20 protein-coding genes and 1 pseudogene are annotated in these 26,474 nt (G+C 67.1%); 15 read left to right on the forward strand and 6 right to left on the reverse strand.

All coding sequences use genetic code 11. The features are described from left to right. The first annotated feature begins 3 nt into the window (after positions 1-3). The 9 genes from TEP_RS03750 (at position 4) to tkt (ending at position 12,707) form a co-directional block, all read left to right on the forward strand. Positions 4-1,980 (forward strand): type IV pilus secretin PilQ family protein, encoded by a 1,977-nt coding sequence (locus tag TEP_RS03750; RefSeq protein WP_132824316.1) that lies wholly within the window; start codon positions 4-6, stop codon positions 1,978-1,980. Positions 1,981-2,151: 171 nt separating this feature from the next. Beyond that, the gene (locus TEP_RS03755) at positions 2,152-3,177 is read left to right on the forward strand and encodes a MoxR family ATPase (RefSeq protein WP_132824317.1); all 1,026 of its coding nucleotides are present in this window, start codon (positions 2,152-2,154) and stop codon (positions 3,175-3,177) included. 8 nt (positions 3,178-3,185) lie between these two features. Beyond that, a complete protein-coding gene (locus TEP_RS03760) occupies positions 3,186-4,115 on the forward strand; it encodes a DUF58 domain-containing protein (protein ID WP_132824318.1) in 930 nt (309 codons plus the stop codon). Beyond that, positions 4,112-4,561, forward strand: coding sequence for a DUF4381 domain-containing protein (locus TEP_RS03765; RefSeq protein WP_132824319.1), 450 nt, complete (start codon positions 4,112-4,114; stop codon positions 4,559-4,561). Before TEP_RS03760 ends, TEP_RS03765 begins: the two co-directional genes overlap by 4 nt. Continuing rightward, positions 4,558-5,562: a VWA domain-containing protein gene (locus TEP_RS03770; RefSeq protein ID WP_132824320.1), complete on the forward strand. Its 1,005-nt coding sequence runs from the start codon at positions 4,558-4,560 to the stop codon at positions 5,560-5,562. The genes TEP_RS03765 and TEP_RS03770 overlap by 4 nt, the downstream gene beginning before the upstream one ends. A gap of 17 nt (positions 5,563-5,579) precedes the next feature. Then, positions 5,580-7,418 carry a tetratricopeptide repeat protein gene (locus TEP_RS03775; protein ID WP_132826445.1) on the forward strand — a complete coding sequence of 613 codons (1,839 nt, stop codon included), beginning with the start codon at positions 5,580-5,582 and terminating at the stop codon, positions 7,416-7,418. After that, a complete protein-coding gene (locus TEP_RS03780) occupies positions 7,415-9,115 on the forward strand; it encodes a BatD family protein (protein WP_132824321.1) in 1,701 nt (566 codons plus the stop codon). Before TEP_RS03775 ends, TEP_RS03780 begins: the two co-directional genes overlap by 4 nt. A gap of 57 nt (positions 9,116-9,172) precedes the next feature. Then, the gene (locus TEP_RS03785; protein WP_033831880.1) at positions 9,173-10,507 is read left to right on the forward strand and encodes a dicarboxylate/amino acid:cation symporter; all 1,335 of its coding nucleotides are present in this window, start codon (positions 9,173-9,175) and stop codon (positions 10,505-10,507) included. 202 nt (positions 10,508-10,709) lie between these two features. After that, positions 10,710-12,707, forward strand: coding sequence for a transketolase (tkt, locus tag TEP_RS03790; RefSeq protein ID WP_132824322.1), 1,998 nt, complete (start codon positions 10,710-10,712; stop codon positions 12,705-12,707). A 110-nt stretch (positions 12,708-12,817) separates the two neighbouring features. Here tkt and TEP_RS03795 read toward each other — a convergent pair whose 3' ends face one another. The 3 genes and pseudogenes from TEP_RS03795 to TEP_RS03805 form a co-directional block, all read right to left on the reverse strand. Next, the gene (locus TEP_RS03795) at positions 12,818-13,366 is read right to left on the reverse strand and encodes an NADAR family protein (RefSeq protein ID WP_132824323.1); all 549 of its coding nucleotides are present in this window, start codon (positions 13,364-13,366) and stop codon (positions 12,818-12,820) included. Positions 13,367-13,465: 99 nt separating this feature from the next. Next, positions 13,466-15,418, reverse strand: a complete 1,953-nt coding sequence (locus TEP_RS03800) for an acetyl-CoA hydrolase/transferase C-terminal domain-containing protein (RefSeq protein WP_132824324.1) — start codon at positions 15,416-15,418, stop codon at positions 13,466-13,468. 32 nt (positions 15,419-15,450) lie between these two features. Continuing rightward, positions 15,451-15,858 (reverse strand): annotated as a pseudogene (locus TEP_RS03805) (flavin reductase family protein); the annotation flags it as partial. An 80-nt stretch (positions 15,859-15,938) separates the two neighbouring features. On the opposite strand from TEP_RS03805, the gene TEP_RS03810 reads away from it, so the two are divergent. From TEP_RS03810 to TEP_RS03820, 3 genes are read left to right on the forward strand one after another with little or no spacing between them, the layout of a single operon-like run. Continuing rightward, complete coding sequence (locus tag TEP_RS03810; protein WP_132824325.1) at positions 15,939-16,304, forward strand: BlaI/MecI/CopY family transcriptional regulator; 366 nt, start codon at positions 15,939-15,941, stop codon at positions 16,302-16,304. Further along, positions 16,297-17,550: a TonB family protein gene (locus TEP_RS03815; RefSeq protein ID WP_132824326.1), complete on the forward strand. Its 1,254-nt coding sequence runs from the start codon at positions 16,297-16,299 to the stop codon at positions 17,548-17,550. Before TEP_RS03810 ends, TEP_RS03815 begins: the two co-directional genes overlap by 8 nt. Beyond that, positions 17,547-18,110: a hypothetical protein gene (locus tag TEP_RS03820; protein ID WP_206140179.1), complete on the forward strand. Its 564-nt coding sequence runs from the start codon at positions 17,547-17,549 to the stop codon at positions 18,108-18,110. The genes TEP_RS03815 and TEP_RS03820 overlap by 4 nt, the downstream gene beginning before the upstream one ends. A gap of 41 nt (positions 18,111-18,151) precedes the next feature. On the opposite strand, the gene TEP_RS03825 is transcribed toward TEP_RS03820, so the two are convergent. From TEP_RS03825 to TEP_RS03835, 3 genes are all read right to left on the reverse strand, one after another. Then, positions 18,152-18,952 (reverse strand): MBL fold metallo-hydrolase, encoded by an 801-nt coding sequence (locus tag TEP_RS03825; RefSeq protein ID WP_132824327.1) that lies wholly within the window; start codon positions 18,950-18,952, stop codon positions 18,152-18,154. A 10-nt stretch (positions 18,953-18,962) separates the two neighbouring features. Further along, positions 18,963-19,781, reverse strand: a complete 819-nt coding sequence (locus tag TEP_RS03830; RefSeq protein WP_132824328.1) for a S1/P1 nuclease — start codon at positions 19,779-19,781, stop codon at positions 18,963-18,965. A 646-nt stretch (positions 19,782-20,427) separates the two neighbouring features. After that, a complete protein-coding gene (locus TEP_RS03835) occupies positions 20,428-21,057 on the reverse strand; it encodes an OmpW family outer membrane protein (RefSeq protein ID WP_025874251.1) in 630 nt (209 codons plus the stop codon). Positions 21,058-21,250: 193 nt separating this feature from the next. Between TEP_RS03835 and gap the strand changes: the two genes are divergently transcribed. From gap to TEP_RS03850, 3 genes are all read left to right on the forward strand, one after another. After that, a complete protein-coding gene (gene gap / locus TEP_RS03840) occupies positions 21,251-22,255 on the forward strand; it encodes a type I glyceraldehyde-3-phosphate dehydrogenase (protein ID WP_049464881.1) in 1,005 nt (334 codons plus the stop codon). Positions 22,256-22,382: 127 nt separating this feature from the next. Then, positions 22,383-25,055 carry a DUF2339 domain-containing protein gene (locus TEP_RS03845; RefSeq protein ID WP_132824329.1) on the forward strand — a complete coding sequence of 891 codons (2,673 nt, stop codon included), beginning with the start codon at positions 22,383-22,385 and terminating at the stop codon, positions 25,053-25,055. Further along, positions 25,052-26,449 carry a DUF3999 domain-containing protein gene (locus TEP_RS03850; protein ID WP_132824330.1) on the forward strand — a complete coding sequence of 466 codons (1,398 nt, stop codon included), beginning with the start codon at positions 25,052-25,054 and terminating at the stop codon, positions 26,447-26,449. The genes TEP_RS03845 and TEP_RS03850 overlap by 4 nt, the downstream gene beginning before the upstream one ends. Positions 26,450-26,474: the final 25 nt, after the last annotated feature.

The raw sequence follows: 26,474 nt of genomic DNA on the forward strand, positions 1-26,474 counted from the left end.
ACGATGACCTTTCACCAAGCCAAGGGGCTGCGTCCCATCCGGCGCTCTACCTTGAACCGCATCAGCGCGCTGGGAGTCGCGTTGATGCTGGCCTGCGCTCCGGCGCTGGCCGCCGCACCGTCGGAAAAGCCGACCGGGACGGCGCTGGCGGCCACGCCGGCCGCTGCACCGGCAGGCCTGTCGGTCGCACGCATCGATTTCAAGCGTGGCGATGATGGCGCGGGCCGCCTGATCCTGCAGTTCGACGGCCAGGGCGCCATGCCCGACCTGCGCAGCCAGGGCAACAGCGTGGTTGTCGATGTCGGCAACGCACGCCTGCCGGCCAACCTGCAGAAGCCGATGAACGTCACCGACTTCGCCACCCCGGTGCAGCGCATCGACGCCAAGCCGTCCGGGGCCGGCACCCAGCTGGTGCTGAGCACGGGCGGTCCGGTCGAGTCGCTGGCCTACCAGAGTGGCAACGAGTATGTGGTGGAGATCAGCCCGCGGCAGGCCCAGGCCGCCGTTGGCGTAGTCACTGCCGGCAGCGTGACCCAGGCTGCCAAGGGCGTGCCGCAGCGCGGCTTCACCGGCAAACCGGTGACTTTCAACTTCCAGGACGTGCCGGTGCGCACCGTGCTGCAGTTGATCGCCGAAGAGTCGAATCTGAACGTGGTGGCCTCTGATTCGGTGCAGGGCAATGTGACCCTGCGTCTGGTCAACGTGCCGTGGGACCAGGCGCTGGATATCGTGCTGCGTGCCAAGGGCCTGGACAAGCGTCGTGACGGCAGTGTGGTGTGGGTTGCGCCGCAGTCCGAGCTGGCCAAGTTCGAGCAGGAGAAAGAAGACGCGCGCATCGCCATCGAGAACCGCGAAGACCTGGTGACCGACTACGTCCAGATCAACTACCACAGCGCCACGCAGATCTTCAAAGCGCTGACCGAGGCCAAGGGTATCGGCGGCGGCGGTGGCGGTGGCGGCGGTGGTGGCGGTGGCAGCTCGCAGGAAGAAAGCGGCTTCCTCTCGGCACGCGGCCGCATCGTCGCCGACGAGCGCACCAACACGCTGATGATCAGCGACATTCCGAAGAAGATCGCGCGCATGCGCGAGTTGATCGGCGTTATTGATCGTCCGGTCGACCAGGTCTTGATCGAAGCGCGCATCGTCATCGCCACCGACACGTTCGCGCGCGAGCTGGGGGCCAAGTTCGGCATCAGTGGCAGCCGTGACAATGTGTACTTCAGCGGCGACCTGGACTCCAATGCGAAGAACCGCGATTCGGAAGTAAGCACCTCCATTGCCAACCAGACTGCGTTCAACCAATGGGTAGCCGGTGGCAGGACGGGGCCGGCGCCGGTGCCGGTGGGTCCCACGATTACCCGTGGCCTGAACTGGAACCTGCCGGTGGCAGCGGCCAGCAACCCGGGTTCGCTGGCACTGTCGATCCTCAATGCCGGCTATCTGCTTGATGTGGAATTGTCCGCCATGCAGGAAGAGTCGCGTGGTGAAGTGATTTCCAACCCGCGCGTGGTGACTACCAACCAGCGTGAAGCGCTGATCAAGCAGGGCAAGGAAATCGGCTATGTCACCATCAGTGGTGGCGGCGCAGCAGGCGGCGCACAGACCCCGAATGTCCAGTTCAAGGAAGTGGTGCTGGAACTGAAGGTCACCCCGACCATCACCAACGACAACCGCGTGTTCCTCAACATGGCGGTGAAGAAGGACGAGGTCGATCAGCTGATCCAGCTGCAGGGCTACGGTACCGTGCCGTCCATCAACCGCCGCGAGGTCAATACCGCCGTGCTGGTGGAAGATGGCCAGACTGTGGTGATCGGTGGCGTGTATGAATTCACCGACCGCAACAGTGTCAGCAAGGTGCCGTTCCTGGGCGACGTGCCGTTCCTGGGCAATCTGTTCAAGAAGCGCGGTCGCAACAAGGACAAGGCCGAACTGCTGGTGTTCGTGACCCCGAAGGTCCTGCGCGTGGCCCGCCAGAACTGAGGCATCACATCTGTTGTATCCGACCGGGGCCGCCATGTGCGGCCCCGCGTCGTCAGCGCCAGTAGATCCACGCCATGCGTGGGGGCTGTTCAGCCGTTCTTGATGCCAGCAGCCGGACGGCCTGCGATGATGTGGGGAACCCGAGCCATCCCGCGCCGGTCAAAGGCCCCCATGAACCTGCCTCCGCCGATGCCCGAATCCATTTCTCCACCGCCTGCCCCCGTCACCTCGCGCCTGCATGCGGCCTTCAGCGACCTGCGCGATGCACTGTCGGCTGAGATCGTCGGCCAGGCGGCGCTGGTCGAACGCCTGCTGATCGCCTTGCTGGCCGATGGCCACCTGCTGGTGGAAGGTGCGCCGGGCCTGGCCAAGACCACGGCCATCCGGGCCTTGGCGGCACGGCTGGAAGCAGACTTCGCACGTGTGCAGTTCACTCCGGATCTGCTGCCTTCGGACCTGACCGGCACCGAGATCTGGCGCCCTCAGGAAGGTCGTTTCGAGTTCGTACCGGGGCCGATCTTCCACCCGATCCTGCTGGCTGACGAGATCAACCGTGCGCCGGCCAAAGTGCAGTCCGCGCTGCTGGAAGCGATGGGCGAACGCCAAGTGACCGTTGGCCGCCACACCTACGCACTGCCGTCGCTGTTCCTGGTGATGGCCACGCAGAACCCGATCGAGCAGGAAGGCACCTTCCCGCTGCCGGAAGCGCAGCTGGATCGTTTCCTGATGCATGTACGCATTGGCTATCCAGACCAGACGGCCGAGTCGGAGATCCTGCGGCTGGCCCGCGAGCGTGCCCGCGGCGCGCTTGGCGAGGCCGCAGCGGCGCCGGAAAAGCTGCCGATGCAGGATGTCTTCGATGCGCGCCGCGAGGTGCTGGAGCTGCACATGGCCCCCGCGCTGGAGCGCTATCTGATCGAGCTGGTACTGGCCTCACGCGACCCTTCGCGCTATGACACCTCGCTGGCGCGCCGCATCGCGTGGGGCGCCAGCCCGCGTGGCTCCATCGCACTGGAGCGGTGCGCACGGGCGCGGGCGTGGTTGGCAGGGCGTGATTTCGTCACCCCCGACGACGTGCGTGCCGTGGCTGCCGATGTGCTGCGCCATCGGGTTCTGCCCAGCTATGAAGCCACCGCCGAAGGCTGGGATGGCGAACGTCTGGTGCAGGAACTGCTGGCCCGGGTACCGGCACCCTGAGTGCGCGCATGACCGGCACGACCAAGGAACCTGCTCCGAGCACCAGTGATGGCGATGGTCTGCGACCGCAGCTTGCCGAGCTGGTGGCATTGCGACGCCTGGCACAGCGCCCGCCGCCGCCTCGTCGTGGGCGGGCGGGCAGCGCCGGGCAAGCACCTTCACCACTGCGCGGGCGCGGCATGGAATATGCCGAATCACGCGAGTACGTGGCGGGCGACGACGCGCGTCACATCGACTGGCGCGTCACCGCGCGCACCGGCCGCACGCACACCAAGCTGTTCCAGGCAGAACGCGAGCGGGTCACCCTGATCGTTGCCGATACTTCGCCTGCGCTGTACTTCGGTACCCGCGTGCGCTTCAAGTCCGTGCAGGCGGCGCGCGCGGGTGCCGTCGCGGCATGGTCTGCACAGCGTCGCGGCGACCGCATCGGTGCATTGCGCGGCAGTGAGCGCGAGGCGCCGATCGCGCCGGCCGGCGGTGCTCGAGGTGTATTGCGCGTACTCGACGCCCTCACGCGCTGGTACGCGCAGCCACCCGCCGATGATCTCGGCCTGGAGCGCGCGCTGGACCATGCCGGGCGGGTGCTGCGCCCCGGCGCGCGGATGCTGGTGCTGGCCGATCCGCAGCAGGCGATCCGCATTCCGCCGGCGCGCTGGAGCGCACTGGCCCAACACCATGACCTGAGTCTGCTGCTGCTGGTTGATCCGCTGGAGCTGCAACCGCCAGCGGCTCCCTTGCAGTTTCTCGCCGCACAGCAGCGCATCGGTTTGGACCTGCGCCGCCACGATGTGCAGGCGCACTGGCAGGCGCATTTTGTCGATCCCCTGCAGCAGCTGCGCACGCAGCTTGCTGCGCGTCGCGTCGATGTGCAGGTGCTTTCCACCGATGCGGCCAGCGATGCCTGGCTGGCACCGGCACCGACGGAGGTGCCGGCATGAGTCCCTCCCTGCCGCTGCGTGATGTGCAGTTGCCGGCCTCGCCAACGTGGTGGCCGCCGGCACCTGGCTGGCTGATGCTGATCGCACTGGTTCTGTTGTTGCTGGCAATCGTTGCTGCGGTGGCATGGCGTCGGCGTCGACGCCGACGACAGTGGTTGCATGCGTTCGACCAGGAGATTGCAGCAGTAACCGGCGCGCCGTCGGAACTGGCGGTCATCGCCAGCCTGCTGCGGCGTGCGGCGCGTCAGGCACGCCCCGGCAGCGAAGCCCTGCGCGATGACGCGTGGTGGCAGTACGTCGATCCCAAGGACACCCTGTCGCTCGCGCAGCGCAACCTGCTGGCCGAGGGGGCGTATCGTCCAAGCGTGGATGCCGCTGCCGTGGCCGACGTGCGCGCGTGGGCGCGGGCACGCTACCTGGCGTTGCTGCAGGAGCGCCGCCGATGAGCGCGCTGGCAGCTTACTGGCCCTGGCCGGATCTGCAGCTGGCTTGGCCGCTGGCACTGCTGGCACTGCCGCTGCCGATCCTGATGCTTGCATGGAAGCGGCGGGCCGATCCGGGCGCTGCGTTGCGCGTGCCCTACGCAGCTGCCGAACTGGAAGCACTGGCTGGCGGCGGTCGTGTCGGCATTTCCTGGCTGCGCAGCGGCTTGCTGTGGCTGGGCTGGCTGGCGCTGTGCGTGGCGATGGCGCGTCCGCAGCAACTGGGTGAGGCGATTACCCCGCCGCAGGAAGGCCGGCAGATGATGCTGGCAATGGACGTGTCCGGCAGCATGAGCGAGCCGGACATGGTACTCGGTGCGCAGGCGGTGGAGCGCTTGACCGCAGCCAAGGCGGTGCTGGCCGATTTCCTGGACCGTCGTGCCGGCGATCGCGTCGGCCTGCTGGTGTTCGGTGATCGTGCCTACACACTCACACCGTTGACTGCGGATCTGTCCAGCGTGCGCGATCAACTGCGCGACAGCGTGGTTGGCCTTGCCGGGCGCGAGACGGCCATTGGTGACGCCATCGCGCTGGCGGTCAAACGCCTGCGCAATCAGCCCGAAGGGCAGCGTGTACTGATCCTGCTGACCGACGGCGTCAGCAACGCCGGTGTGCTGGAACCTCTGCGCGCAGCCGAGCTGGCGCGTGCCGAAGGGGTGCGCGTGCACACTGTGGCGTTTGGCAGCGACGGTAGTGCGCGGTTCTTCGGCATTCCCGTGGCCGCCGACCGCGACCCGGTGGATGAGGCAACGCTGCGCAGGATCGCCGAGATGACCGGAGGCCGCTTCTTCCGTGCGCGTGACACCGACCAGCTGGCTGGCATCTATGCCGAACTGGACAGACTGGAGCCAATCGCAGCGAAGGGACCGGCACTGCGTCCGCGCAACGAGCGCTATGCATGGCCACTGGCCGTCGCCTTGCTGCTGGGTGCGTTGGCGTGGGTATGGCCGGAGCGTCGCCGATGAGCGCCACTTTTCTGAAGATGCCCGACTGGAGCACGTTCGATTGGAGCGCGCTGCATTTCCTGCGCCCGGATTGGTTGTGGATGCTGGCGGCACTGCCGTTGATCGTCGCAGTGGCCATCTACCGGCAACGGCGCAGCGACGCGTGGCGGCAGGCGGTCGACGCCCATCTGCTGTCGCAGCTCCTGGCGGGCGAGGGCAAGCGACGCACGCGCCTGCCATGGGCATTGCTGCTGGGCTGGACCCTGGCGGCACTGGCGATGGCTGGCCCCAGCTGGAGGCAGCAGGCGCAGCCGATCTATCAGGCCAGTGCGCCGTTGGTGGTGGTGCTGGATCTCTCCAGCCGCATCACCGCGACCGACCTGCCACCCTCGCGCCTGCTGCAGGCGCGGGCAAAGATCGGTGCTCTGCTGCGCGCCCGTCAAGGCGGACAGGTGGGTCTGGTGGTGTATGCCGAAGATGCCTATACCGTGGCGCCGTTGACCGACGACGCTGCCAACGTGGCGCTGTACCTGGACGCGCTGTCGCCGGAGGTGATGCCGCGTGATGGACAGCGCGCCGACCGTGGCATCGACTGGGCGGTCAGGTTGCTGCGGCAGACCGGTGCCCTGCGCGGCCAGATCCTCCTGGTCAGCGACCAGGCTGACAGCGAAGCGGCGCTTGCCGCAACGCAGGCGCGTGGCCTCGGCCTGCAGGTGTCGGTGCTGGGCCTGGGCACACCATCCGGCGCCGCTTATCGCGATGGTCAAGGCCAGATCGCACAGGCCGCGCTGGATGAAACCAGCCTGCGCGCCGTCGCCACCGCAGGTGGCGGGCGTTACCAGCGCATCGCCAGCGATGATCGCGACCTGAAGGCATTGGACGTACTTGATGCCAGCGACGGCGGTGCGTTGCAGCGGCCCGGGCAGGCCCGGCAGTGGCAGGACGAAGGCTATTGGTTGTTGCCGCCGGTGATGCTGCTGGCACTGCTGGCGTTCCGTCGCCGCGCGGTGCTGGCGGCGGTGCTGGCCGTGGGTCTTCTGCCCTTGAGCGGGCAGTTGCAGGCACAGCCGCGCGCGCCCATGGCTGCGCCGACAGCGGGCACGATGTGGGAACGTGCCGACCAGCGTGAGCATGCACGCCTGGCCGAGGGTGTGCAGGCGTACCGTCAAGGTGATTTCGCCACTGCCCGCAAGCAGTTCGAAGGCATCGACAGCGATGCGGGCTGGTACAACCTCGGCAACGTGCTTGCCCGCCAGGGCGACTACGACGGTGCCATCGCCGCCTACGACAAGGCCTTGGCGCGCCACCCGCAGATGGCCGACGCCGTCGCCAACCGTGCGGTGGTCGACGCCGCGCGCAAGCGCAAGTCGTCGTCGAACAACAGCCAGGGGCAGGGCAAGGGGCAGCAGAAGCCGCAGCAGGGACAGCAGCAGAACCAGCAGGGCCAGCAAGGCCAACAAGGTCAGCAGAATCAGCAGCAGGGCCAGCAGGGCCAGCAAGGCCAGCAAGGTCAGCAGAATCAGCAGCAGGGCCAGCAAGGCCAACAAGGCCAGCAGGAACCGCAGGGCCAGCAGAACCCGGCGTCTGCAGGTGCCGGCCAGCAGGGGGCGAAGCAGGAGCCGCCGCAGGCAGCCGACGCGCAGGCCCAGGCGCAGGCCGATGCCCAGCAGCGCCAGCGCATGCAGCAGGCCCTGCAGCAGGCGCGCGCCGGCGAAGCCGGCAAGGCAGCAGTGCGCGGCGATGGCGGCACGCCGCAACAGCGTGAGGAACAGCAGGCCGTAGAGGCGTGGATGCGGCGCGTGCCGGATGATCCGGGGGCACTGCTGCGGGCCAAGTTCCAGTTGGAAAACGAACGTAGAAAGAGGGAAGGGCGATGACAGGCATGGCGAGCAGGCAAATCCGGTGGCCCTTGCCTGTGCTGGCGATGCTGCTGCTGTGGCTGCCGATGTTGGCCATGGCGCAGACGCGCGCCTGGCTGGAGCAGGACAGCATCGCCGCCGGTGATGCGGTCACCCTGCACATCGAGACCGACCAGGGCGCGCCAGACTATGCACCGTTGAATGCCGATTTCGTGCTCAGTGCGCAGAGCAGCAACCGCCAGGTGCAGTGGAGCAATGGCGGTGTGCAGCAGCGCAACCTCTATACGGTTGCGTTGACGCCGCGCCGCACCGGTACGCTGCAGGTGCCTTCATTACAGGTAGGCGCAGCACGCACGGTGCCCTTGGTGCTGCAGGTAAGTGATGCGGTGGTGGCCACCCCGCAGAGCAATGCCACCGCCTTCATCGAAACCGAGGTGGATGACCCGACGCCCTACGTGCAGCAGAGCGTGGGCGTGGTGGTCAGGCTGTACTTCGCCTCGCAGCTGGCGTCGGGCGAACTGGTGCTCGACACACCCAGTGGCGCTTCGCTGCAGCGGGTGGGGGAGGATCGCAGCGACGTGCGCCAGGTCAACGGCCGTCGCTACAACGTGGTCGAACGTCGCTTCCTGCTGATCCCCGAGCGCAGCGGGGCGTTGCGCCTGCCGGGCGCGCGCTTCACCGGCCGCAGTGCAGGTGGGTTCTTCGATGACTTCTTCGGGAGCGGTGGCGATGGCCGCATGAATGCCGTCGGTGCCGAACGCACGCTGCAGGTGCAGGCGCAACCGGCGCAGGCCGTACAGCCGTGGCTGCCCCTGCACAGCCTGCAATTGCGCTACACCGCTGCACCCAGCAGTGCGCGTACGGGCGAAGCGGCCACCGTGATGGTCGAAGCGATCGCCAACGGCGCTACCCGGGCACAGTTCACCGATCTGCCCGTGCCCGACCTCGGCGACGCCGCACAGGTGTTCGCCGAACCTGCCCAGTACGAGGAAACCTTCAACGGCAGCACGCCACGCCTGAAGATCACCCGTCGCTACTCGATCGTGCCGCGGCAGGTTGGATCCCTGCGTGTGCCGGGGCCGCGCGTGGCCTGGTGGAACGTGGACAGTGGCAGTGCCCAGCAGGCCAGCCTGCCGGATCTGGAACTGGCCGTGGCCGCAGGCCGGGCCGGCGCGCCGGTGGCACAACCGATCGATACCGATGCCGCGTTGCCGGGAGACGCCGCACCCGCCGCTGCATCCTCTCTCGCACCCACCGCAGCAGGTCCCCGGCCGTGGCCGTGGATGGCTGCCGCCGCAGGCCTGGCGCTGCTGTGGCTGTTGACCCTGGCATGGGGATGGCGACGTGGCCGCCGTGCCGTCGCCCACACCCGTCCGGTTCCCCGGCCAGGAGCCAGTGCCCCTGCAACGTCCTCGCGTGCCAGCGTGGCCGAGCTGCGCCGGGCGATCGATGGCGAGGGCTTCGACCAGGTAGAGGCGCTGCTGTGTTCGATGGCCTGCGTTGAACGCCTGGAACAGGTGATCGAGCGCCTGGCCGATCCGGCCCAGCGGCAGACCCTGCAGGCGTTGCAGCAGGCGCGCTGGGGCGGGATGGGGGATGTCAGCGCGCTGCGGGCCCGCCTGCGCGAAAGCTTCCGTGACGGACCGCACTGGTCGGCTGCCACCGGCGCCGTCGACACTGGGCTGCCGCCGCTGTATCCGCCGCGGCAACCCTGAACCGGCGCGGCTTGCGCGCTTTGTTAGAGTAGATTCATTTTTCGAGGAATCCCGCGCATGACAGCAGCTGCTGCCGACAAGAAGAAGTTGCCCCTGCATTGGAAGATGGGCATCGGCTTTGCGATCGGCCTGGTCCTGGGACTGATCGTGCATGCCCTGGGCGGCAGCGTCGACGGCCTGCAGACCGGTGCCAAGTGGGTAATGGACTACGTCACCACCCCGGCGTCGGGCCTGTTCCTCAACCTGATCTTCATGCTGATCGTGCCGCTGATCTTCTCGGCGCTGATCATGGGTGTGTCGGAGATGGGCGACATCCGCGCCCTTGGCCGCATCGGCTGGAAGACGCTGGCCTACACCGTGCTGCTGTCTGGCATTGCAGTGGGTATCGGCCTGGTTCTGGTCAACCTGCTCAAGCCCGGTGCCGGCGTCGACCCGCAGGTGGCCGCGCTGATGCTGTCGGAGAATGCCGAGCGCAGCAAGGAAATCGTTGCTGGCATCCATGGCACGCCGAAGGGCATGGACATGCTGCTGTCGATCGTGCCGAGCAACGTGCTGCAGGCCGCGTCCGACAATGGCGCGATCCTGTCGCTGATGTTCTTCGCGCTGATGTTCGGCATCGGCATGGTGCTGACCGACGAGGCCAAGGTGGCCCCGCTGCGTCGCGCCATCGAAGGCGTGTTTGAGATCTCGATGACCCTGATCAACCTGGTCATCCGCCTGGCGCCGTATGCAGTGGCCTGCTTCATGTTCAACCTGGCCGCGCTGTTCGGTTTCGATCTGATCATCCGCCTGGGTGCCTACGTGGGCGTGGTGGTGCTGGCGTTGGGCCTGCACATGGTGGTGACCTACGGCACCGCGGTGTGGCTGTCGGGCCGTTCACCGCTGGCGTTCTTCCGCCAGACCCAGGAGGCCACGGTGATGGCCTTCTCCACCGCCTCCAGCAACGCCACCCTGCCGACCGCGCTGCGCGTGGCCGACCAGATGGGCCTGCCGCAGCGCGTGTCGCGCTTCGTGCTGACCGTGGGCGCCACCGCCAACCAGAACGGCACGGCGCTGTTCGAGGGCGTGACGGTGATCTTCCTGGCCCAGTTCTTCGGTGTCGACCTGAGCATCGGCCAGCAGGTCATGGTGATGGCAGTCTGCATCCTTGGTGGTATCGGTACGGCCGGTGTGCCGTCCGGCTCGCTGCCGGTGGTGGCGATGATCTGTGCGATGGTCGGCGTCAATCCGCTGGGCATCGGCCTGATCCTGGGCGTGAACCACTTCCTGGACATGTGCCGCACCGCGCTGAACGTGACCGGTGACCTGGCCCTGACCACCCTGGTGGCCAAGGGCGAAGCGCCGGACACTCCGGCCGAGGCCGCTGCCGCCGCGGCCCGTCTGGACAACTGACCCAGGCAATACCTGATCGGGGTCGGATCCCTTTCCGCAGGAAGGGGCTCCGACCCCTCTTCATATGCGGAATCCAGCGCAGATCACGACGTTGCCGGCCAACGGCCGGCACTAATGCCCTGGTCGACCTGACCCTGCCGGGCGTCTGTGGGACAATAGGCCGCCCGCAGTTCCGCGGCCGCCTCCCGATTCCGACAGAACCATGACGCAGCCTACCCGTCGCCAGTTGGCCAACGCCATCCGCTTCCTCGCCGCCGATGCGGTTGAAACCGCAAAGTCCGGCCATCCCGGCATGCCCATGGGCATGGCCGACATCGCCGAAGTCCTCTGGAACGACTACCACCGTCACAACCCGAACAACCCGCAGTGGTTCAACCGCGACCGCTTCGTGCTGTCCAACGGCCACGGCTCGATGCTGCAGTACGCGCTGTTGCACCTGAGCGGGTATGACCTGCCGATCGAGCAGCTGAAGGCATTCCGCCAGCTGGGCAGCCACACCGCTGGCCATCCGGAGCGTCACGAGACCCCGGGCGTGGAGACCACCACCGGTCCGCTGGGCCAGGGTTTCGCCAACGCGGTCGGTTTTGCCTTGGCCGAGAAGCTGCTGGCACAGCGCTTCAACCGCCCGGAGCTGGAAATCGTCGACCACCGCACCTGGGTGTTCATGGGCGATGGCTGCCTGATGGAAGGCATTTCCCACGAAGCCGCCTCGCTGGCCGGCACCTGGGGCCTGCACAAGCTGGTCTGCTTCTGGGATGACAACCACATCTCCATCGACGGCAACACCGAAGGCTGGTTCACCGACAACACCCCGGAGCGTTTCGAGGCCTATGGCTGGAACGTGGTCCGTGGCGTCGATGGCCACGATCCGGAGAGCATCAAGGCCGGTATCGAAGCGGCCCTGTCGCAGGACGGCAAGCCGACCCTGATCTGCTGCCGCACCACCATTGGTTTCGGCTCGCCGAACAAGTCCGGCAAGGAATCCAGCCACGGCGCACCGCTGGGCAAGGACGAACTGGAAGCCACCCGCAAGGCGCTGGACTGGAACTACGGTCCGTTCGAGATTCCCGAAGAGATCTACGCCGGCTGGCGTGCCGGCGGTACCGGCACCCTGCGCCAGGCCGAGTGGGAGCAGCAGTTCGACAAGTACGCTGCGCAGTACCCGGCCGAAGCTGCTGAACTGACCCGCCGCTCACATGGCGATCTGCCGGCCGACTTCATCGCCAAGGCCGACGCCTACATCGCCCAGGTTGCCGCCGAAGGCCAGACCATTGCCTCGCGCAAGGCGTCGCAGCTGGCCATCGAGGCGTTCGCGCCGCTGCTGCCGGAAATCGTGGGCGGATCGGCTGACCTGGCGCACTCGAACCTGACCCTGTGGAAGGGCAGCAAATCCGTCGCCACCGACGATGCCAATGCCAACTACGTGTACTACGGTGTGCGCGAGTTCGGCATGACCGCGATCGCCAATGGCCTGGCCCTGCACGGTGGTTTCATCCCGTTCGACGCCACCTTCCTGGTGTTCAGCGATTACGCCCGCAATGCCGTGCGCATGAGCGCGCTGATCCCGGCCCACGCCATCCACGTCTACACCCACGACTCGATCGGCCTGGGCGAAGACGGCCCGACCCACCAGCCGGTGGAGCATCTGGCCTCGCTGCGCTGCATCCCGAACAATGACGTGTGGCGCCCGTGCGATGCCGTCGAGTCGGCCGTGAGCTGGAAGGCTGCGATCACCCGCCAGGACGGCCCGAGCTGCCTGGTGTTCAGCCGCCAGAACCTGCCGCACCAGCCGCGCGACGCTGAGCAGATCGCACAGATCGAGCGCGGTGGTTACGTGCTGGCCGATGCTGCCGGCACTCCGGACGTGATCCTGATCGCCACCGGTTCGGAAGTCTCGCTGGCGACCGAAGCGAAGGCTCAGCTGGATGCGGCCGGCCTGAAGACCCGCGTGGTCTCGATGCCGTCCACCGATGTGTTCCTGCGCCAGGATGCGGCCTACCGCGAATCGGTGCTGCCGAACGCCGTGCGCAAGCGCGTGGCCATCGAAGCTGGCGTCACCGGCTTCTGGCGCCAGTTCGTCGGCCTGGATGGTGCAGTGATCGGTATCGACACCTTCGGTGCCTCGGCCCCGGCCGACAAGCTGTACCAGCACTTCGGCATCACCACCGCGCACGTGGTGGAAGCAGCCAAGGCGCTGTAAGTCCCGCTGCAATGGAATAGGGAAAAGGCCGGCGAAAGCCGGCCTTTTCTTTGCGGGGCGAAACGGATCGCCCGCCGTGCCCGTAGATCCACGCCACGCGTGGATGCGCGTTACATCGCGTCCCGCACTTCCATCAGCGCAAAGCCCAGCAGATTCAGTCCGCGCCACTGCGCCGGGTTGTGCGCGTCGGCGTGATCCTTGGCCAGGCCGATTCCCCAGACAAAATCCACCGGACTGACTTCGACCAGTACCTGATCTTCCGTGGCGCGCAGGAAATCACCCAGCGCCGCATTCTGCGAGAACTTGGCCCGATTGCCTTCGACCACCAGGGCGTAGCGCGCCTGCGCCCAGAGAGCCTCGTCGAAGCCCTCGATCTTCCGGCCCAGCGCTTTCACCTTGTCAGGCGTGCGGCTGGCGAGAACCTGTTCGAGGATGTCGGTGGCACCAAACAGTCGCGCTTTGCCGGCCATCATGAAGTGCTCGGCAGTTGGGTAGTGCACGCCATCGATGCTGAAACCCGCGTCATACCACTGGCTGAAACACGAAGCCGACACGCCGGTGCGCGGCGGCTGGTGGCCCCAGAAGCACAGATAGCGCAGGTGTTCGCCAGCGGCCTGGCGGCGTTGCAGGTCATGCAGAAAACGGGAATCGTCGTTCATTCGCACAGGATAGCGCGCTGCGCTACTGCGGCAGGTGCCAACCTTGGTTGGCGCTGATCGTTGTCCGCCGGGCATGGCCCGCCGCTACCCTCCGCGCGATCACGCGGTGCGCGCCAGGGCCAGCCTCAACAACCGTGCATTGAGCCGCTCGCCGAAGTCCTTGGGCGACTGCAGTTCCATCCGCTGCAGATACACCGCGTCACCATCGCCTGCAGGCTGCCACAGCGCGTCCCACACGGTACGCAGCTTGCTGCCGCGCGTCTGTGTATTGGCCTTCAGCCAGCCCAGTGCCTTCACCAGCACCTGTTCGATCTCGGTGAAGTCGCTGCCCAACGGGTAATCGGGCAGGGTGCCATCGTTGCGGAACGGCGCCAGCGCCGCCGCCAGTGCCTGGGGTGTATTGCGCTGCAGCCGCTGCGCATCAGGTTGCGCCGTGGCGGCCAGCTTGCGTGCCGAAAAGGCCTGCTGCAGCAGGGCGCCCTGGAACGGTGCTTCGGTGATGGCCGCCATCGCGTGCACACAGTCGTCGTCGGTCAGGCCGCGCACGTCGGCGATGCCGTACTCGTTGAGATAGATGTCACGCAGGTGGCGCGGAATGGTCGTGTGCCCGTAGTTCCAGCGCACATTGGATTCGCGCTGGCCGCGATCATCACGGGCGGCGCGGAACATCAGCACACTGCGGGCTTCCGGCAGGGCGTGCGCCATCGCCACGAAGTTGTACTGGCCGCCCACGCCCGAGACCACACGGCCATCCTCCAGCGCGTCGGATACCGCCGCGCCAAGCGCGGTGGCCATCATGCAGGAATTGAAGAAGCGGGCGTGACGGCGCTGCAGGCGCTCCAGCGTTTCGTTGCCACCGTACAGCTGGTTGATCTCGCTGATGCGGCGCATGCCGATCGCCCGGCATTCGTCTTCGGGCAGGGTGCGCAGCCATTCGTAGAATTCCGATGAGCCCAGGTAGAACGCGCCGTGCAGGTATTCGCCCTCGGCCTCCAGCGTGGCATGGTCGATGGACAGCGTGCTGCCGTTTTCGATGCGCTGCATCAGTGCCAGGTCGTCATGCACCTTGCGCCTGATCACACCGGTCTGCACCAGCCGGCGGAAGCCCTCGTTGAGCATTTCGCTGCAGCCGTACAGGCCGATCTCGAACGGGTCCAGTCCGCCGATCTCCTGCACCAGCGGATGGCTGGCCAGTTGCGGATCCAGCGCGTTCAACACGCGGCGGTAGCGTGCGTTGTCGGTGTGGCGCAATACCAATGCGTGGCTGAGTGCATCGGCCAGGGTGCCGATGCCGATCTGCAGGGTGCCACCGTCGCGCACCAGGGTGCTGGCATACAGGCCGATGGCGTAGTCGGCGTCGGCCACCGGTTGCCGTGGCAGGCCGAACAACGCCGGATACGGCGCTGGCGGGGTGATGACCAGATCGAAGAAGGACACGTCCACCGTGGCCGTGCCGCCCAGATAGGGCAGCTGCGGATCGATCTCGGCCACCAGCAGCGGGCGCGGCAGGCCGCGTGCGGTCATCGCGTCCAGGGTGTCCTGGGTGATGTCGTTGTTGCACGACAGCGAAAGGCGCCGGTCGTCCGGGCGCATCGCCACTTTCTGCACGATCACCTGCGGCGCGCGCTGCGCTACCGCATCGGCAGCGTGGGTGTAGTTGAGGCTGGTGTAGCTGGATTGCGCCTGCCGCGAACCGAGCAGGGCACCGGACTGCATGTAGAACTCTTCCACCTGCACGTGTGCTGGTAACGCATCGCGGGCGATCGCATCGGCGTAGGCCAGGCGCGGGAAGTCTTCACCGAAATGGCGGGCCGCGAACGGCGCCAGGAAACGCGCTTCCAGGCCGTTGCCCTTTGCCTGCGGGGGGTTCAATGACAGCGCGGTATACAGCTGCAGCGGCCGCGACGGGTCCTGTTCGACGCGCGCATACAGGGCGTTGAGCAGGCGGTGTGGTTTACCCAGCGCCAGCGGCGCACCGATCCGCAGCGGCCCATCCACGCGCGCAAACAGCCAGTCAACGGCGGCGTCGAGGTCGGTGAGGTGTTCGGTCATCCGGGGCGGTCCTGCTAGGGGGAGTGCTGGCATTACAGCATGTCGGGCTTGAACCGCCGTCGACGCGAGACTTCGGCACCGGACACCATGAATTGGCCATCGCCCCGGTAATGCACCGTGCGTGGCAGCGTTGGGCAAGGCGCAACATGGGCACGCACGATTTCCCAGATGAACAGGTTGCTCGATTCGACCTGGCTGTCGTCATGCAGGCGGCACTCGAAGCTGGAGTGGCACTGGCCCACCAGCGGTGCCCCGACCTCCCGCGCTGGCATCGCATCCAGGCCGAACCGTTCGAACTTGTCCACGTCACGGCCGCTGCAGTTGCCGATGTCCACCACGGTGTCCAGCAGCTCCACGCCCGGGATGTTGATCACGCATTCGCCGCTGCTGCGGGCCAGGCTGAAGCTATGGTTCTCGTTCCACAGGTAGGTGGCCAGCAGGCGCGATGAATTACCGGTCGAGGGGTTGACAGTTGATGCGATTACGCGCGTAATCGAATCGTCGATTACGGATGTAAACCATGACCCCGATCAGCGAAGCCGAAGCCGTCGTGATGGAGGTGCTGTGGCAGCAGGCACCGCGTAGCGCCGACGAGGTGGTGGCCGCACTGGCGCACCGTGACTGGGCCGAGCCGACCATCAAGACCCTGCTCAACCGCTTGCTGACCAAGGGCGCGATCACCGCAGAGCGCGATGGCCGGCGCTACCTGTACCGGCCGCTCCTGCAACGCCAGGCCTGGGTCGAGGCGCAGAGCCAGGACTTCCTCGGGCGTGTCTTCGAGGGCCGGGTGGCACCGCTGGTCGCGCACTTCAGCGAACGCGGCCAGCTGAGCGCGCAGGACATCGCCGAACTGAAGAAGCTGATCCAGGAGCTGGACCATGAATGAGCTGCTCGACGGACTGTGGCAGGCCAGCTTGTGGCTGGCGGTGGGCGTGGTCCTGCTGGCGGTGACGCGGCCGTTGCTGGTGCGATTGGGCGGCGCCGGGCTGGCCTACCGCAGCTGGTGGCTGCTGCCACTGCTGTTGGCCACGCTGTTGATTCCCCTGCCACAGGTCGCGCTGTTGCAGCATGTGCCGACCTTGCCGCTGAAGGTCGTGCCCGAAGCAGTGGAGGGCACCCCTGCGTCATCTCTGCAATTGCCCTTGCTGCTGTTGGTGGTGTGGGCGCTGGGTGCGGGCGCCTGCCTGCTGCGCGACCTGCGTGCACAGGGTCGCTTCGAGCGGAACCTGGGCGCGCTGTGGCCACGCACCGATGGCAGCTGGCAGGCCAGTGGCGATCCGGGGCTGCCCGCGCTGGTGGGCCTGTGGCGGCCGCGCATCGTGGTCGGCCCCGATTTCGACCAGCAGTTCACTGCACAGGAGCAGGCACTGATCCTGCAGCACGAGCACAGCCATCGTCGCAATGGCGATCACTGGGCCAACGGCGTACTGCTGCTGGTGCGCGCGGTGTTCTGGTTCCATCCGCTGCTGCCATGGGCCGCACGCCGTTTCCTGCGTGACCAGGAACTGGCCTGCGACGCCCGCACCATTGCCCCGCAGCCTGCGCTGCGCGGTCTCTACGCCAGCACGCTGCTGAAGGCGCAGCTGGTCCATCCGGTTGCGCCGGTGGTCTGCCACTGGCGCAGCCAGCCTGTGTTGAAGGAGCGTATCGCCATGTTGAAGCAGTCCAAGCGGAAGGCATTGCCGTGGGTGTCGGGGCAGGTGCTGGTGGTCGGGTTGTGCCTGGGGATGGGGGCGGTGGCGTGGGCCAGCGAGGGTAGGACAGCGGGCGTGCCGTCGATCAACGTAGAGCCGTTCGAACATGCTGGAGAAGACGCGGCCGAAGCGGGGCTCGACCGTCCGATCCAGGTCGACAAGATGTCGCCGCCCTCGTATCCGAAGTCTGCGATCGAGCAGCGTCAGGTGGGTGTGGTGAACCTGCGCGTGCAGGTGGATGCCAAGGGACACCCCGCCGATGTGCAGGTAATAAGCGCCACCAATCCGGGCGTGTTCGAAGAGGCATCGATTGCCGCTGCACGCCGCTGGACCTATCGCCCGGCGCTGAAGAACGGCAAGCCGGTGGCCGGCGCTGTGCGCATTCCGATCACCTTCGCCATGGATGAGAGCGACGGCGTGACGGAGACAGCCAGATGATGCGCATCGCGCTGCTGGTGGCAGTGGCGATGCTGGCAGGCTGCGCCACCCAGGAACGGTTGACCACCGTCGATACCCGCAATGAGAGTGTCGGCCATCAGCGCCTGCATGCGGAAGGGAAAGGTGGCAGCGGCCAGGTGCAGGCGTACACGCTGGGAGCGACCGAAGGCTATCGGATGCCGCAGCTGTATGCGGCGCCGGATCCGCAGATCGGTGATCGTGACCCGCGCACCGAGCTGGCGCCGACCACGATCTGCCTGCACGTGGTGATCGATGCCGAAGGCGCTGTCGAGCGAAGCCTGGCGCTGGTCGACCGCAGCGAATGCGCGGCAGGCGCGGCGAGCGAGAATGCGCCGCTGTTGCAGGCTGCGCAGGAGGCGGTGGCGATGTGGAAGTATTCGCCCGCCGCGGTCTGTCACTTCGCCCCCGGCAAGGTGCCGAGCGACCGGGGCGACTGCCAAGGCGCCGAGCGCGTCGAACCGGTGCCGGTGAGCCTGCTGTACGCCTTCACCTTCGAGATCGTGAAGGGCCAGCATGTGGTGCGCACGCAGGGTAGATGACGCGGTGTCATTGCTGGCGCGATGAGACGACCGTGCGGGCCCTACGCGCCGCCCTGGATGTTCGCCTTCACCGCCGGCTGCATCAGCTGCGGTTCTGCCAGGGTCGCATCACGGGCCTGGCGCACGCTGACGAACTCGGCCTCGGCCACGCCTTCATGCACATGGATGTTGTGGGCGCGCTGTTCGCCAATGGTGGTTTCGTTGGCGAAATCGCGTCCGCCCGGGCCGTAGTCGTGGCATACGAATACGCGGGTGGCATCGGGCAGGGCCAGCAGGCGCTGGATCGAGCGGTACAGCTGCGCAGCATCGCCGCCGGGGAAATCGCAGCGTGCGGTGCCGCCATCGGGCATGAACAACGAATCGCCGGTGAACAGCGCATCGTCGATCAGATAGGCGATGCTGTCGCTGGTGTGGCCGGGTACGGCGATGATGCGCCCCTGCAGTTCACCGAGGGCGAAGGTCTCGCCATCGGCGAACAGGTGATCGAAGACGGCATGTTCATCGGGTAGCTGCAGGCCATAGCGCGGTGCAAACGTGGCCTGCACCGCGCGGATGCCTTCGCCGATGGCCAGCGTCGCATCCGGGAACCGTTGCTTGAGCCGACGTCCTGCCGACACGTGGTCGGCATGGGCGTGGGTTTCCAGCAGCCAGCGCACGTGCAGCTGCTGTTGCGCGATGGCATCGAGCATCGCGCGCACCGGCGATTCGCTGCTGGCGTCGGTATCCGGGTCGTAATCCAGTACCGGGTCGATCAGCGCGGCCTCGCCGCTGGCCGGGTCGCTGACCAGGTAGCTGAACGTGTTGCTGTCACGGTGGAAGAACGATTGCACCTGGACCGACATCGGGCACTCCTCAGCGTGTGGCGAGCACGCGGTTCAGCAACTGCGCCAGGTTTTCACCGGCCAGCCGCAGCTGCGCTTCGGCCACCGGCCGGTAGCGCGTGGTGTAGTCGTCGCCGATCTTACGCGAGGCAGGGTAAACGCCAGGTTGCACCGAAATGCGGCAGCTGGCTTCAGCCCAGGTCACCGGATCACGCTGCGGGTTGGATTGGCGTGCCAGCTTCGGCGCCGGCAGTGCGCGCAGCACCGGCAGGTAACCGGCATCGTCGACCTTGCGGGTATTGAGCATGCCGCTGTCCCACAGCGAGTGCAGGTTGGTACCGCGGTTGCCGAACTGCAGCTGGAAATCGTTGCCGCCCTTGTCGTGGCCGTAGCCGGCGTGCATCGGCTGGTGGATGTCACCGACCAGATGCACGACGAATTTCAGCGCCTGCAGGCGCTCGCCATCGGTCAGGCTGCGGTCGCCGAGGATCGCGCTCTGCGCCTTCAGCGCTTCGACGATGCAGTTGCCGCTCTTGCAGTGCTTCGGCGCCTCGTAGTGGCAGCCATCTTCGGCGATGTTGACGTAGTGCCAACCGGCCGAGCGGCGGCCCAGGCCCGGGTCCTTGGCGCGCAGCTGGTCGGCCCAGGGCGCGATGCTGGCAAGGGTGGCGCCGGGTTCGGTGGCCAGCAAGCGGTCGACTTCAGCGCGCGTGGTCGGGTTGAGGCGGCTGTCGGCGACTTCGGCGACCAGGCGGTGGCCTTGTGCGCCCCAGGCATGGGCGGGCGCGGACAGGGTCAGCAGGGCCGGCGCGAGGGCGGCGGCGAGGAACAGGGAGTGCAGTGCTTTCATCCGCTCATTCTAGCCAGCGGGGGAGATGGGTGGTTGATGGAAAGCGGCGCGTTCCTGTTCGCTGGGCAGGTGGCTGCAGGGGCAGGCGCTGCGGGACACGCCGCAAGTACGTCCCTGTAGGCTCGGCCGCGGCTTGCTCGTGTGCGCTGTCCTGAGCACACGGCAAGACCGGGGTTGGACATCCTGTCCAACCCGCCCGAGGCATGCCTTGGGCCCATGCCGCGGACGGTCCCGCAGCGCCTGCCCCTGCAGCCACCATCCAACATGGCCGCGTTGGCGGATGCAAACGACAAAAGCAGAATCACAGTCAAATGCAGGATTTCATCCTGCAGCCCGCAATCGCATGCAGCCGATGGCAACTGCGCAATGCGGTTGCCCGCTTCTGCTTGCGCTTGCGCGCGCGTGGAAAATGGAAGGGCGAGGCAGGGGAAGGGGACGGGACCGTTGGCGCCATGGATGGCGCCATCGAGCCCCCATGGATGGGTTTACGGCGTGTCCCGGCCTCTTCCCCTGCCTCGACCCACACCGGAACCTGGGCCCGTCGCGCCCAACAAAAAAGCCCCGGCACACACATACCGGGGCAACATGCTGCGAGGGTTTTGCCTGTAGCGGGGGAGCGGGGGCGCAGCCCCCGCCAATCAACCCCTTAGAACTTGAAGACGTAGGACGCGCCGTAGACCAGCGGATCGATGTTGACCGTGCCGATCTTCTCGCCGTCCAGCTTCACCTTGCTGTCGATGTCGATCCAGCGCATGTCCACGCGCAGGGCGCCCTTCTCGCCAATCGCGAAGTCGATGCCCGCATGTGCGGCCAGGCCCCACGAATCCTGCAGCTTCAGCTTGCTGCCTGCCAGCGCACCGGTGGTGTCTTCGCTGAAGAAGGTCGTGTAGTTCAGGCCGGCGCCCACAAACGGCGACACCTTGCCCTTGCTGTTGAAGTGGTACTGCAGGGTGACCACCGGCGGCAGCTGCTTGGTGCTGCCCACGCGTCCCAGGCCGTTGATGTTGATGTCGTGCTTGAACGGCAGCGCCGCCAGCACTTCGATGCCCAGGTTGTCGGCGATGAAGTACTCACCGGTGATGGTCGGCTTGACATCGTTGTCGACGTCGACCTTCAGGGTGCCGCCGGCCAGCCAGCCGTTGTTCGACTTCGGGGCGACCTGGTGCACGCCAGCGGAAAGGGTCCAGTCGCCCTTGGACTGGGCCATGGCCGGGGCAGCGGCCAACGACAGGGCGGCGGCCAGGCTGGCCACGATCAGGGGGGAGGTCTTGCGCATGGGGGTGATCTCGTTGCGGGGTGGATGTGGCCAGTCTCGGCCTCACGCCGCGCTAACGCTTTGATCCGGATCAAATCCTGTCCGGCCCCCGTCCCGGCGGCGGGCCTGGCCGGCGGTGGTCAAGGCCGGCCTGCTAGACTTGTGGGCCCTATCCACCCCGCCGCACCTGTCGCGGCTGCAGGAGCTTGAGAACATGGCAATCAAGGTTGGTATCAACGGTTTCGGTCGCATCGGGCGTAACGTCCTGCGCTCGGCGGTGCTGAACTTCGGCGACGACATCGAAATCGTGGCCATCAACGATCTGCTGGAGCCGGATTACCTGGCCTACATGCTCAAGTACGACTCCGTGCACGGCCGTTTCAAGGCCGACGTAGCCGTCGATGGCAAGGATCTGCTGGTCAACGGCAAGAAGATCCGCCTGACCCAGGAACGCGATCCGTCCAACCTGAAGTGGGACGAAGTCGGCGTTGACGTCGTGCTCGAAGCCACCGGCCTGTTCCTGGACAAGGTCAGCGCGCAGAAGCACATCGATGCCGGCGCCAGGAAGGTCATCCTGTCGGCACCGTCGAAGGACGACACGCCGATGTTCGTGTTCGGTGTGAACGACAAGACCTATGCCGGCCAGGCGATCATCTCCAACGCCTCGTGCACCACCAACTGCCTGGCGCCGCTGGCCAAGGTCATCAATGACAAGTGGGGCATCAAGCGCGGCCTGATGACCACCGTGCATGCGGCCACCGCCACGCAGAAGACCGTCGATGGCCCGTCCAACAAGGACTGGCGCGGCGGCCGCGGCATCCTGGAGAACATCATTCCGTCCTCCACCGGTGCCGCCAAGGCCGTCGGCGTGGTCATCCCGGAACTGAACAAGAAACTGACCGGCATGAGCTTCCGCGTGCCGACCTCGGACGTGTCGGTGGTCGACCTGACCGTCGAACTGGAAAAGGAAGCCACCTACGCCGAGATCTGCGCCGAAGTGAAGGCACAGAGCGAAGGCGCGCTGAAGGGCATCCTGGGCTACACCGAAGACAAGGTGGTGGCCACCGATTTCCGCGGTGAAACCCACACCTCGGTGTTCGATGCCGACGCCGGAATCGCGCTGGACGGCACCTTCGTCAAGCTCGTGTCGTGGTACGACAACGAGTGGGGCTATTCCAACAAGTGCCTGGAAATGGCCAAGGTCGTCGCAGCCAAGTAAGGCCTGCGAAGATCGTCGCGCGAACCCCGGCCTGGCCGGGGTTCGTCGTTTAAGGGGCCCGGCCTGACGTAGCATGGGCCCGTCGACCGCCGCCATCGTGGCGCGGGATCGCATCGGAAGGCGAGGAATGGAAGCACTCTTGGTCCTGGCAGTACTGGTCCTGCTGGCGATACCGCTGCTGCTGGTGGTGGCGCTGGTGATGATTGCCGGCCTGCGCCGGCGGGTCGCCGCGCTGGAGGCCGCACAGAGCGTGCAGGTCGCGCCCACTTCTGGCCGTGCGCCCTCGGCCGTGGCCGAGCCGCCGCGTGTGCCTGCGGCATCGCGCGAACCCGGCAGCGAGCCCTCGTTCCTGCGGCCCACGGCGGCCACGGCCCCACCGCCGGTTGCCGCCCGCGAGGAGCTGCCGCCACCGGTCCAACCCGCGCGTCCGTCGCCGCCACCGCCGTTGCCACCTGAGCCCACAGTGCCGCCCTTGCCAGCGCAACCGGCCCTGCCGAACCTGGTCGAACGTGCGATCGGTGCGGTCAAACACTGGTTCACCCAGGGCAACGTGCCGGTGAAGATCGGCATGCTGGTGCTGTTGGCCGGTGTTGCTGCGCTGCTCAAGTACGTCAGTGACCAGGGCTGGCTGGTGGTGCCGGTCGAGCTGCGGCTGGCGGGCATCACTGTCGGTGCGCTGGGCCTGCTGGCCTTCGGCTGGCACCAGCGCGAGCGCCGGCGGATGTTCGCGCTGGCCCTGCAGGGGGGCGCCATCGGCGTGCTGCTGCTGACCATCTTCGCTGCCTTCAAGCGTTTCGATCTGCTCGCGCCCGGCTTCGCTTTTGCCAGTTCGATCGCGCTGGTGGCGGGGCTGTGCGTGCTGGCGGTCGTGCAGAACTCGCGCACGTTGGCGGTGCTGGGCATCCTGGCCGGCTTCATGGCGCCGCTGTGGCTGTCCACCGGCAGTGGCAACCACGTCGGGCTGTTCAGCTACTACGCCGTGCTCAACGCGGGCATTTTCGCCATTGCCTGGTATCGCCCGTGGCGTGTGCTGAACCTGCTGGGTTTCGCGTTCACCTTCGGCATCGGTACCTTCTGGGGCGTGCTGCAGTACGACGCGGCCAAGTTCGCCAGTACCGAACCGTTCCTGCTGCTGTTCTTCGTCTTCTATCTGCTGATTCCGTTGTTGTATGCGCGCCGGCAGCCGGCCGGGCGTCGCGATCTGGTCGACGGCAGCCTGGTGTTCGGCGCGCCGCTGATCGCCTTCTCGCTGCAGGCCGGCATGCTGCACGAACAACCGATGACGCTGGCCCTGTGCGCGCTGGGCCTGGCAGCGATCTATGCGCTGCTGGCACGGGCCCTGATCGCGCGCGCGTCGTACACGGTGCTGGCGCAGTCGCATGCAGTAATGGCCGTGGGCTTTGCGACGCTGGCGGTGCCGCTGGCATTGTCGGCGCGGGCCACCGGTGCGGTGTTCGCGCTTGAAGGTGCCGGCTTGGCGTGGCTGGGGTTGCGCCAGAAGCGCTGGTTGCCGCAGGTGACCGGTGCGCTGCTGCAGCTCGCCGCCGCATTCGCATTCGTGGTGGGCGCCGACCATTGGCACCAGGACCAGCGTTTCCTGCTCAACCCGACCGCGATCGGCGCACTGCTGCTGGCCGTGGCGGGTTTCGCGGCGGCATGGAGCTACCAGCGCAGGCAGCGCCATGACATCGCCCTGGCGTATTACCTGTGGGGCCTGCTGTGGTGGTTGGGCGGTCTGGTGCATGAAATCGGCCGCTTCTTCCAGCATTCGGCGCAGGCCGACGCGGTGTTGGTGCTGGCCGCCGTCACCGCCTGGCTGGCCTCGGAGGTGCAGCGCCGCATGCCGGCACGAGCGCTGGGCGTGACCGCGTTGACGATGCTGGCCGCCGGCTTCCCGCTGGCCCTGCTGCAGAGCGATGCGCACCAGCAGCCCTTTGCCGGCTACGGCGCATTGGCGTGGGCGGTGTTCGCCGTGCTTGGCGTGCGCAGCCTGCTGTGCCTGCGCCAGGGCAGCGGCGGCGTGGCCCGTATCGCGCAGTTCCTGTGGTGGCTGCTGTGGCCGTCGCTGCTTTCGCTGCTGGCCCTGTGGGGCGGCGGCGACGCGCGCCTGGCGCAGGGCTGGACAGCATTGCTGGTCACGTTGCCGTGGCTGCTGCTGGCGGCGCTGTCGCTGTGGCGCTGGAACGTGCTGCGCTGGCCGCTGGGTGCTGCGTTTGACCCGGTGCGCCTGCCGCTGCAGTGCGTGATTTTCGCGGTGCTGGCGCTGGCCTGGTTGTTCGGCCTGACCCTGGCGGGCGACGCCACGCCGTTGCCCTGGTTGCCGCTGCTCAATCCTGCCGAACTTGCACAGTGGGTCAGCCTGCTGCTGATCGCGCGCTGGCTGTATGACCCGCAGGGACCGGCGCAGCTGCAGCGGTTGCGTGTGCCGGTGCTGGCCGTGGCCGGTTTCATCGCGTTGACCAGCACCGTGCTGCATGGCGTGCATCATTGGGGCGGTGTGGTCTGGGATCCGACGATGGCCCGCTTCAGCCTGGCCCAGACCAGCCTGACCGTGTTGTGGAGCGTACTCGGCGTGATCGCCTGGGTGTGGGGCTCGCGTCGCGGCCAGCGTGTGCTGTGGATGGTTGGTGCCGTGTTGATGGCCGTGGTGCTGGCCAAGCTGGTGCTGATCGACCGCCAGCATCTGGGCAACCTGCTGGGAATCGCATCGTTCATTGCCTACGGCCTGCTGTGCACCGTGGTGGGCTACCTGGCGCCCGCGCCGCCGAGCGCGCCGCCAACCGTGGAGGAAAACCAATGAGGAAGTGGAGCCGAGCGTTGCTGCCGGTCTTGTTCGGCGTGGCCGGTGCGGTTGCCGCGCAGGCCACGGACTACCGCGCGCAGTACGCCGAACAGTGGCCGCTGAGCCTGTCCAGCGCGCAGTCCGGTGCCTATCGTGTGGTGCTGGAGCCGGCGATCTACCGCCGCGCAGGCGCCGCTGATCTGGGCGATCTGCAGGTGTTCAACGCTGCCGGCCAGGCATTGCCATCGGCGCTGCTGGCGCCGGACCAGCCGTTGGCGCAGCCGCCGGTGCAGCGCGAACTGCCGTGGTTCGCGCTGCCGCCACTGGCCGAGGCCCAGCGCAACGACCTGCAGCTGCTGACCGAGCGCGATACCGACGGCCGTGTGCGCCGGGTCGAGGCCAGGCTTGGTGGTGGTGCGGTGGCGAACGGGCAGGGCGGCTGGTTGATCGATGCCAGCGTGCTTGGCCAGCAGCCGCCGGCAGCGCTGGTGCTGGACTGGGCCGAAAGTGGCCAGCCGCTGCAGGCGCAGGTACAGCTTGACGCCAGCGATGATCTGCAGCGCTGGCAGTCGATCGCCCGTGATGTCCCCCTGGTGGACCTGCAGCGTGCGGGCAAGCGCCTGCTGCAGCGACGCCTGCAGGTCGACAGCAATGTGCGCTACCTGCGGATCCTGCCGCAGGGCGAGGCGCGCCTGCCGGAGCTGCGCAGTGTATTGGCCGAACTGCCGCCGGCGCCGGCAACGGTGCCCTGGGAGTGGCTGTCGCTGACACCGACCGCGCAGGGCAAGGGGGAATTCACCTTTGAACTGGATGGTCGATTCCCGGTGACCCGGGCCGACGTGGCCAGCACCGACAACAGCCTGGTGCAGTGGACCCTGTTCAGCCGCGACGACGAAAGCGCCGAGTGGCAGCGCCGCAGCGCGCCCTGGATCGCCTATCAGCTGCAGCAGGGGGCACCGGGCCAGCGCCAGCAATCGGCGGCACAGCCGTTGGGCGGCATGTACCGCGACCGTTACTGGAAGCTGGTCGCGAGCCCGGTGGAGACCACCAGCGCCCCGACCCTGCGCCTGGGCTATCAACCGGAAGTGATGGTGTTCCTCAGCCAGGGCGCAGCGCCCTACGCGCTGGCCGTGGGCAGTACGACCGCGCGCCGCGCGGAGGCGCCGATCACGGTGCTGATCGAGGAACTGCGGCAGCGCAATGATCCTTCGTGGCAGCCAACCTTGGCGCGCTTGGAAGGCAGCCCGGAGACGCTCGCCGGTGATGCGGCGCTGAAGCCGCAGCACGACTGGAAGGCGTGGTTGCTGTGGGCGTTGCTGGGGCTGGGCGTGCTGGTGGTAGGTGGACTGGCGTTGAGCCTGCTGAAGCAGAAGCCGCAGCCAAGGACAAGCAGGGCCTGGTCGAGCGCCTGAAGAACGTGCTGGGCGATGACGTGGC

The organism is Stenotrophomonas sp. TEPEL (genome assembly GCF_004348785.1).
Classification (GTDB): domain Bacteria; phylum Pseudomonadota; class Gammaproteobacteria; order Xanthomonadales; family Xanthomonadaceae; genus Stenotrophomonas; species Stenotrophomonas indicatrix.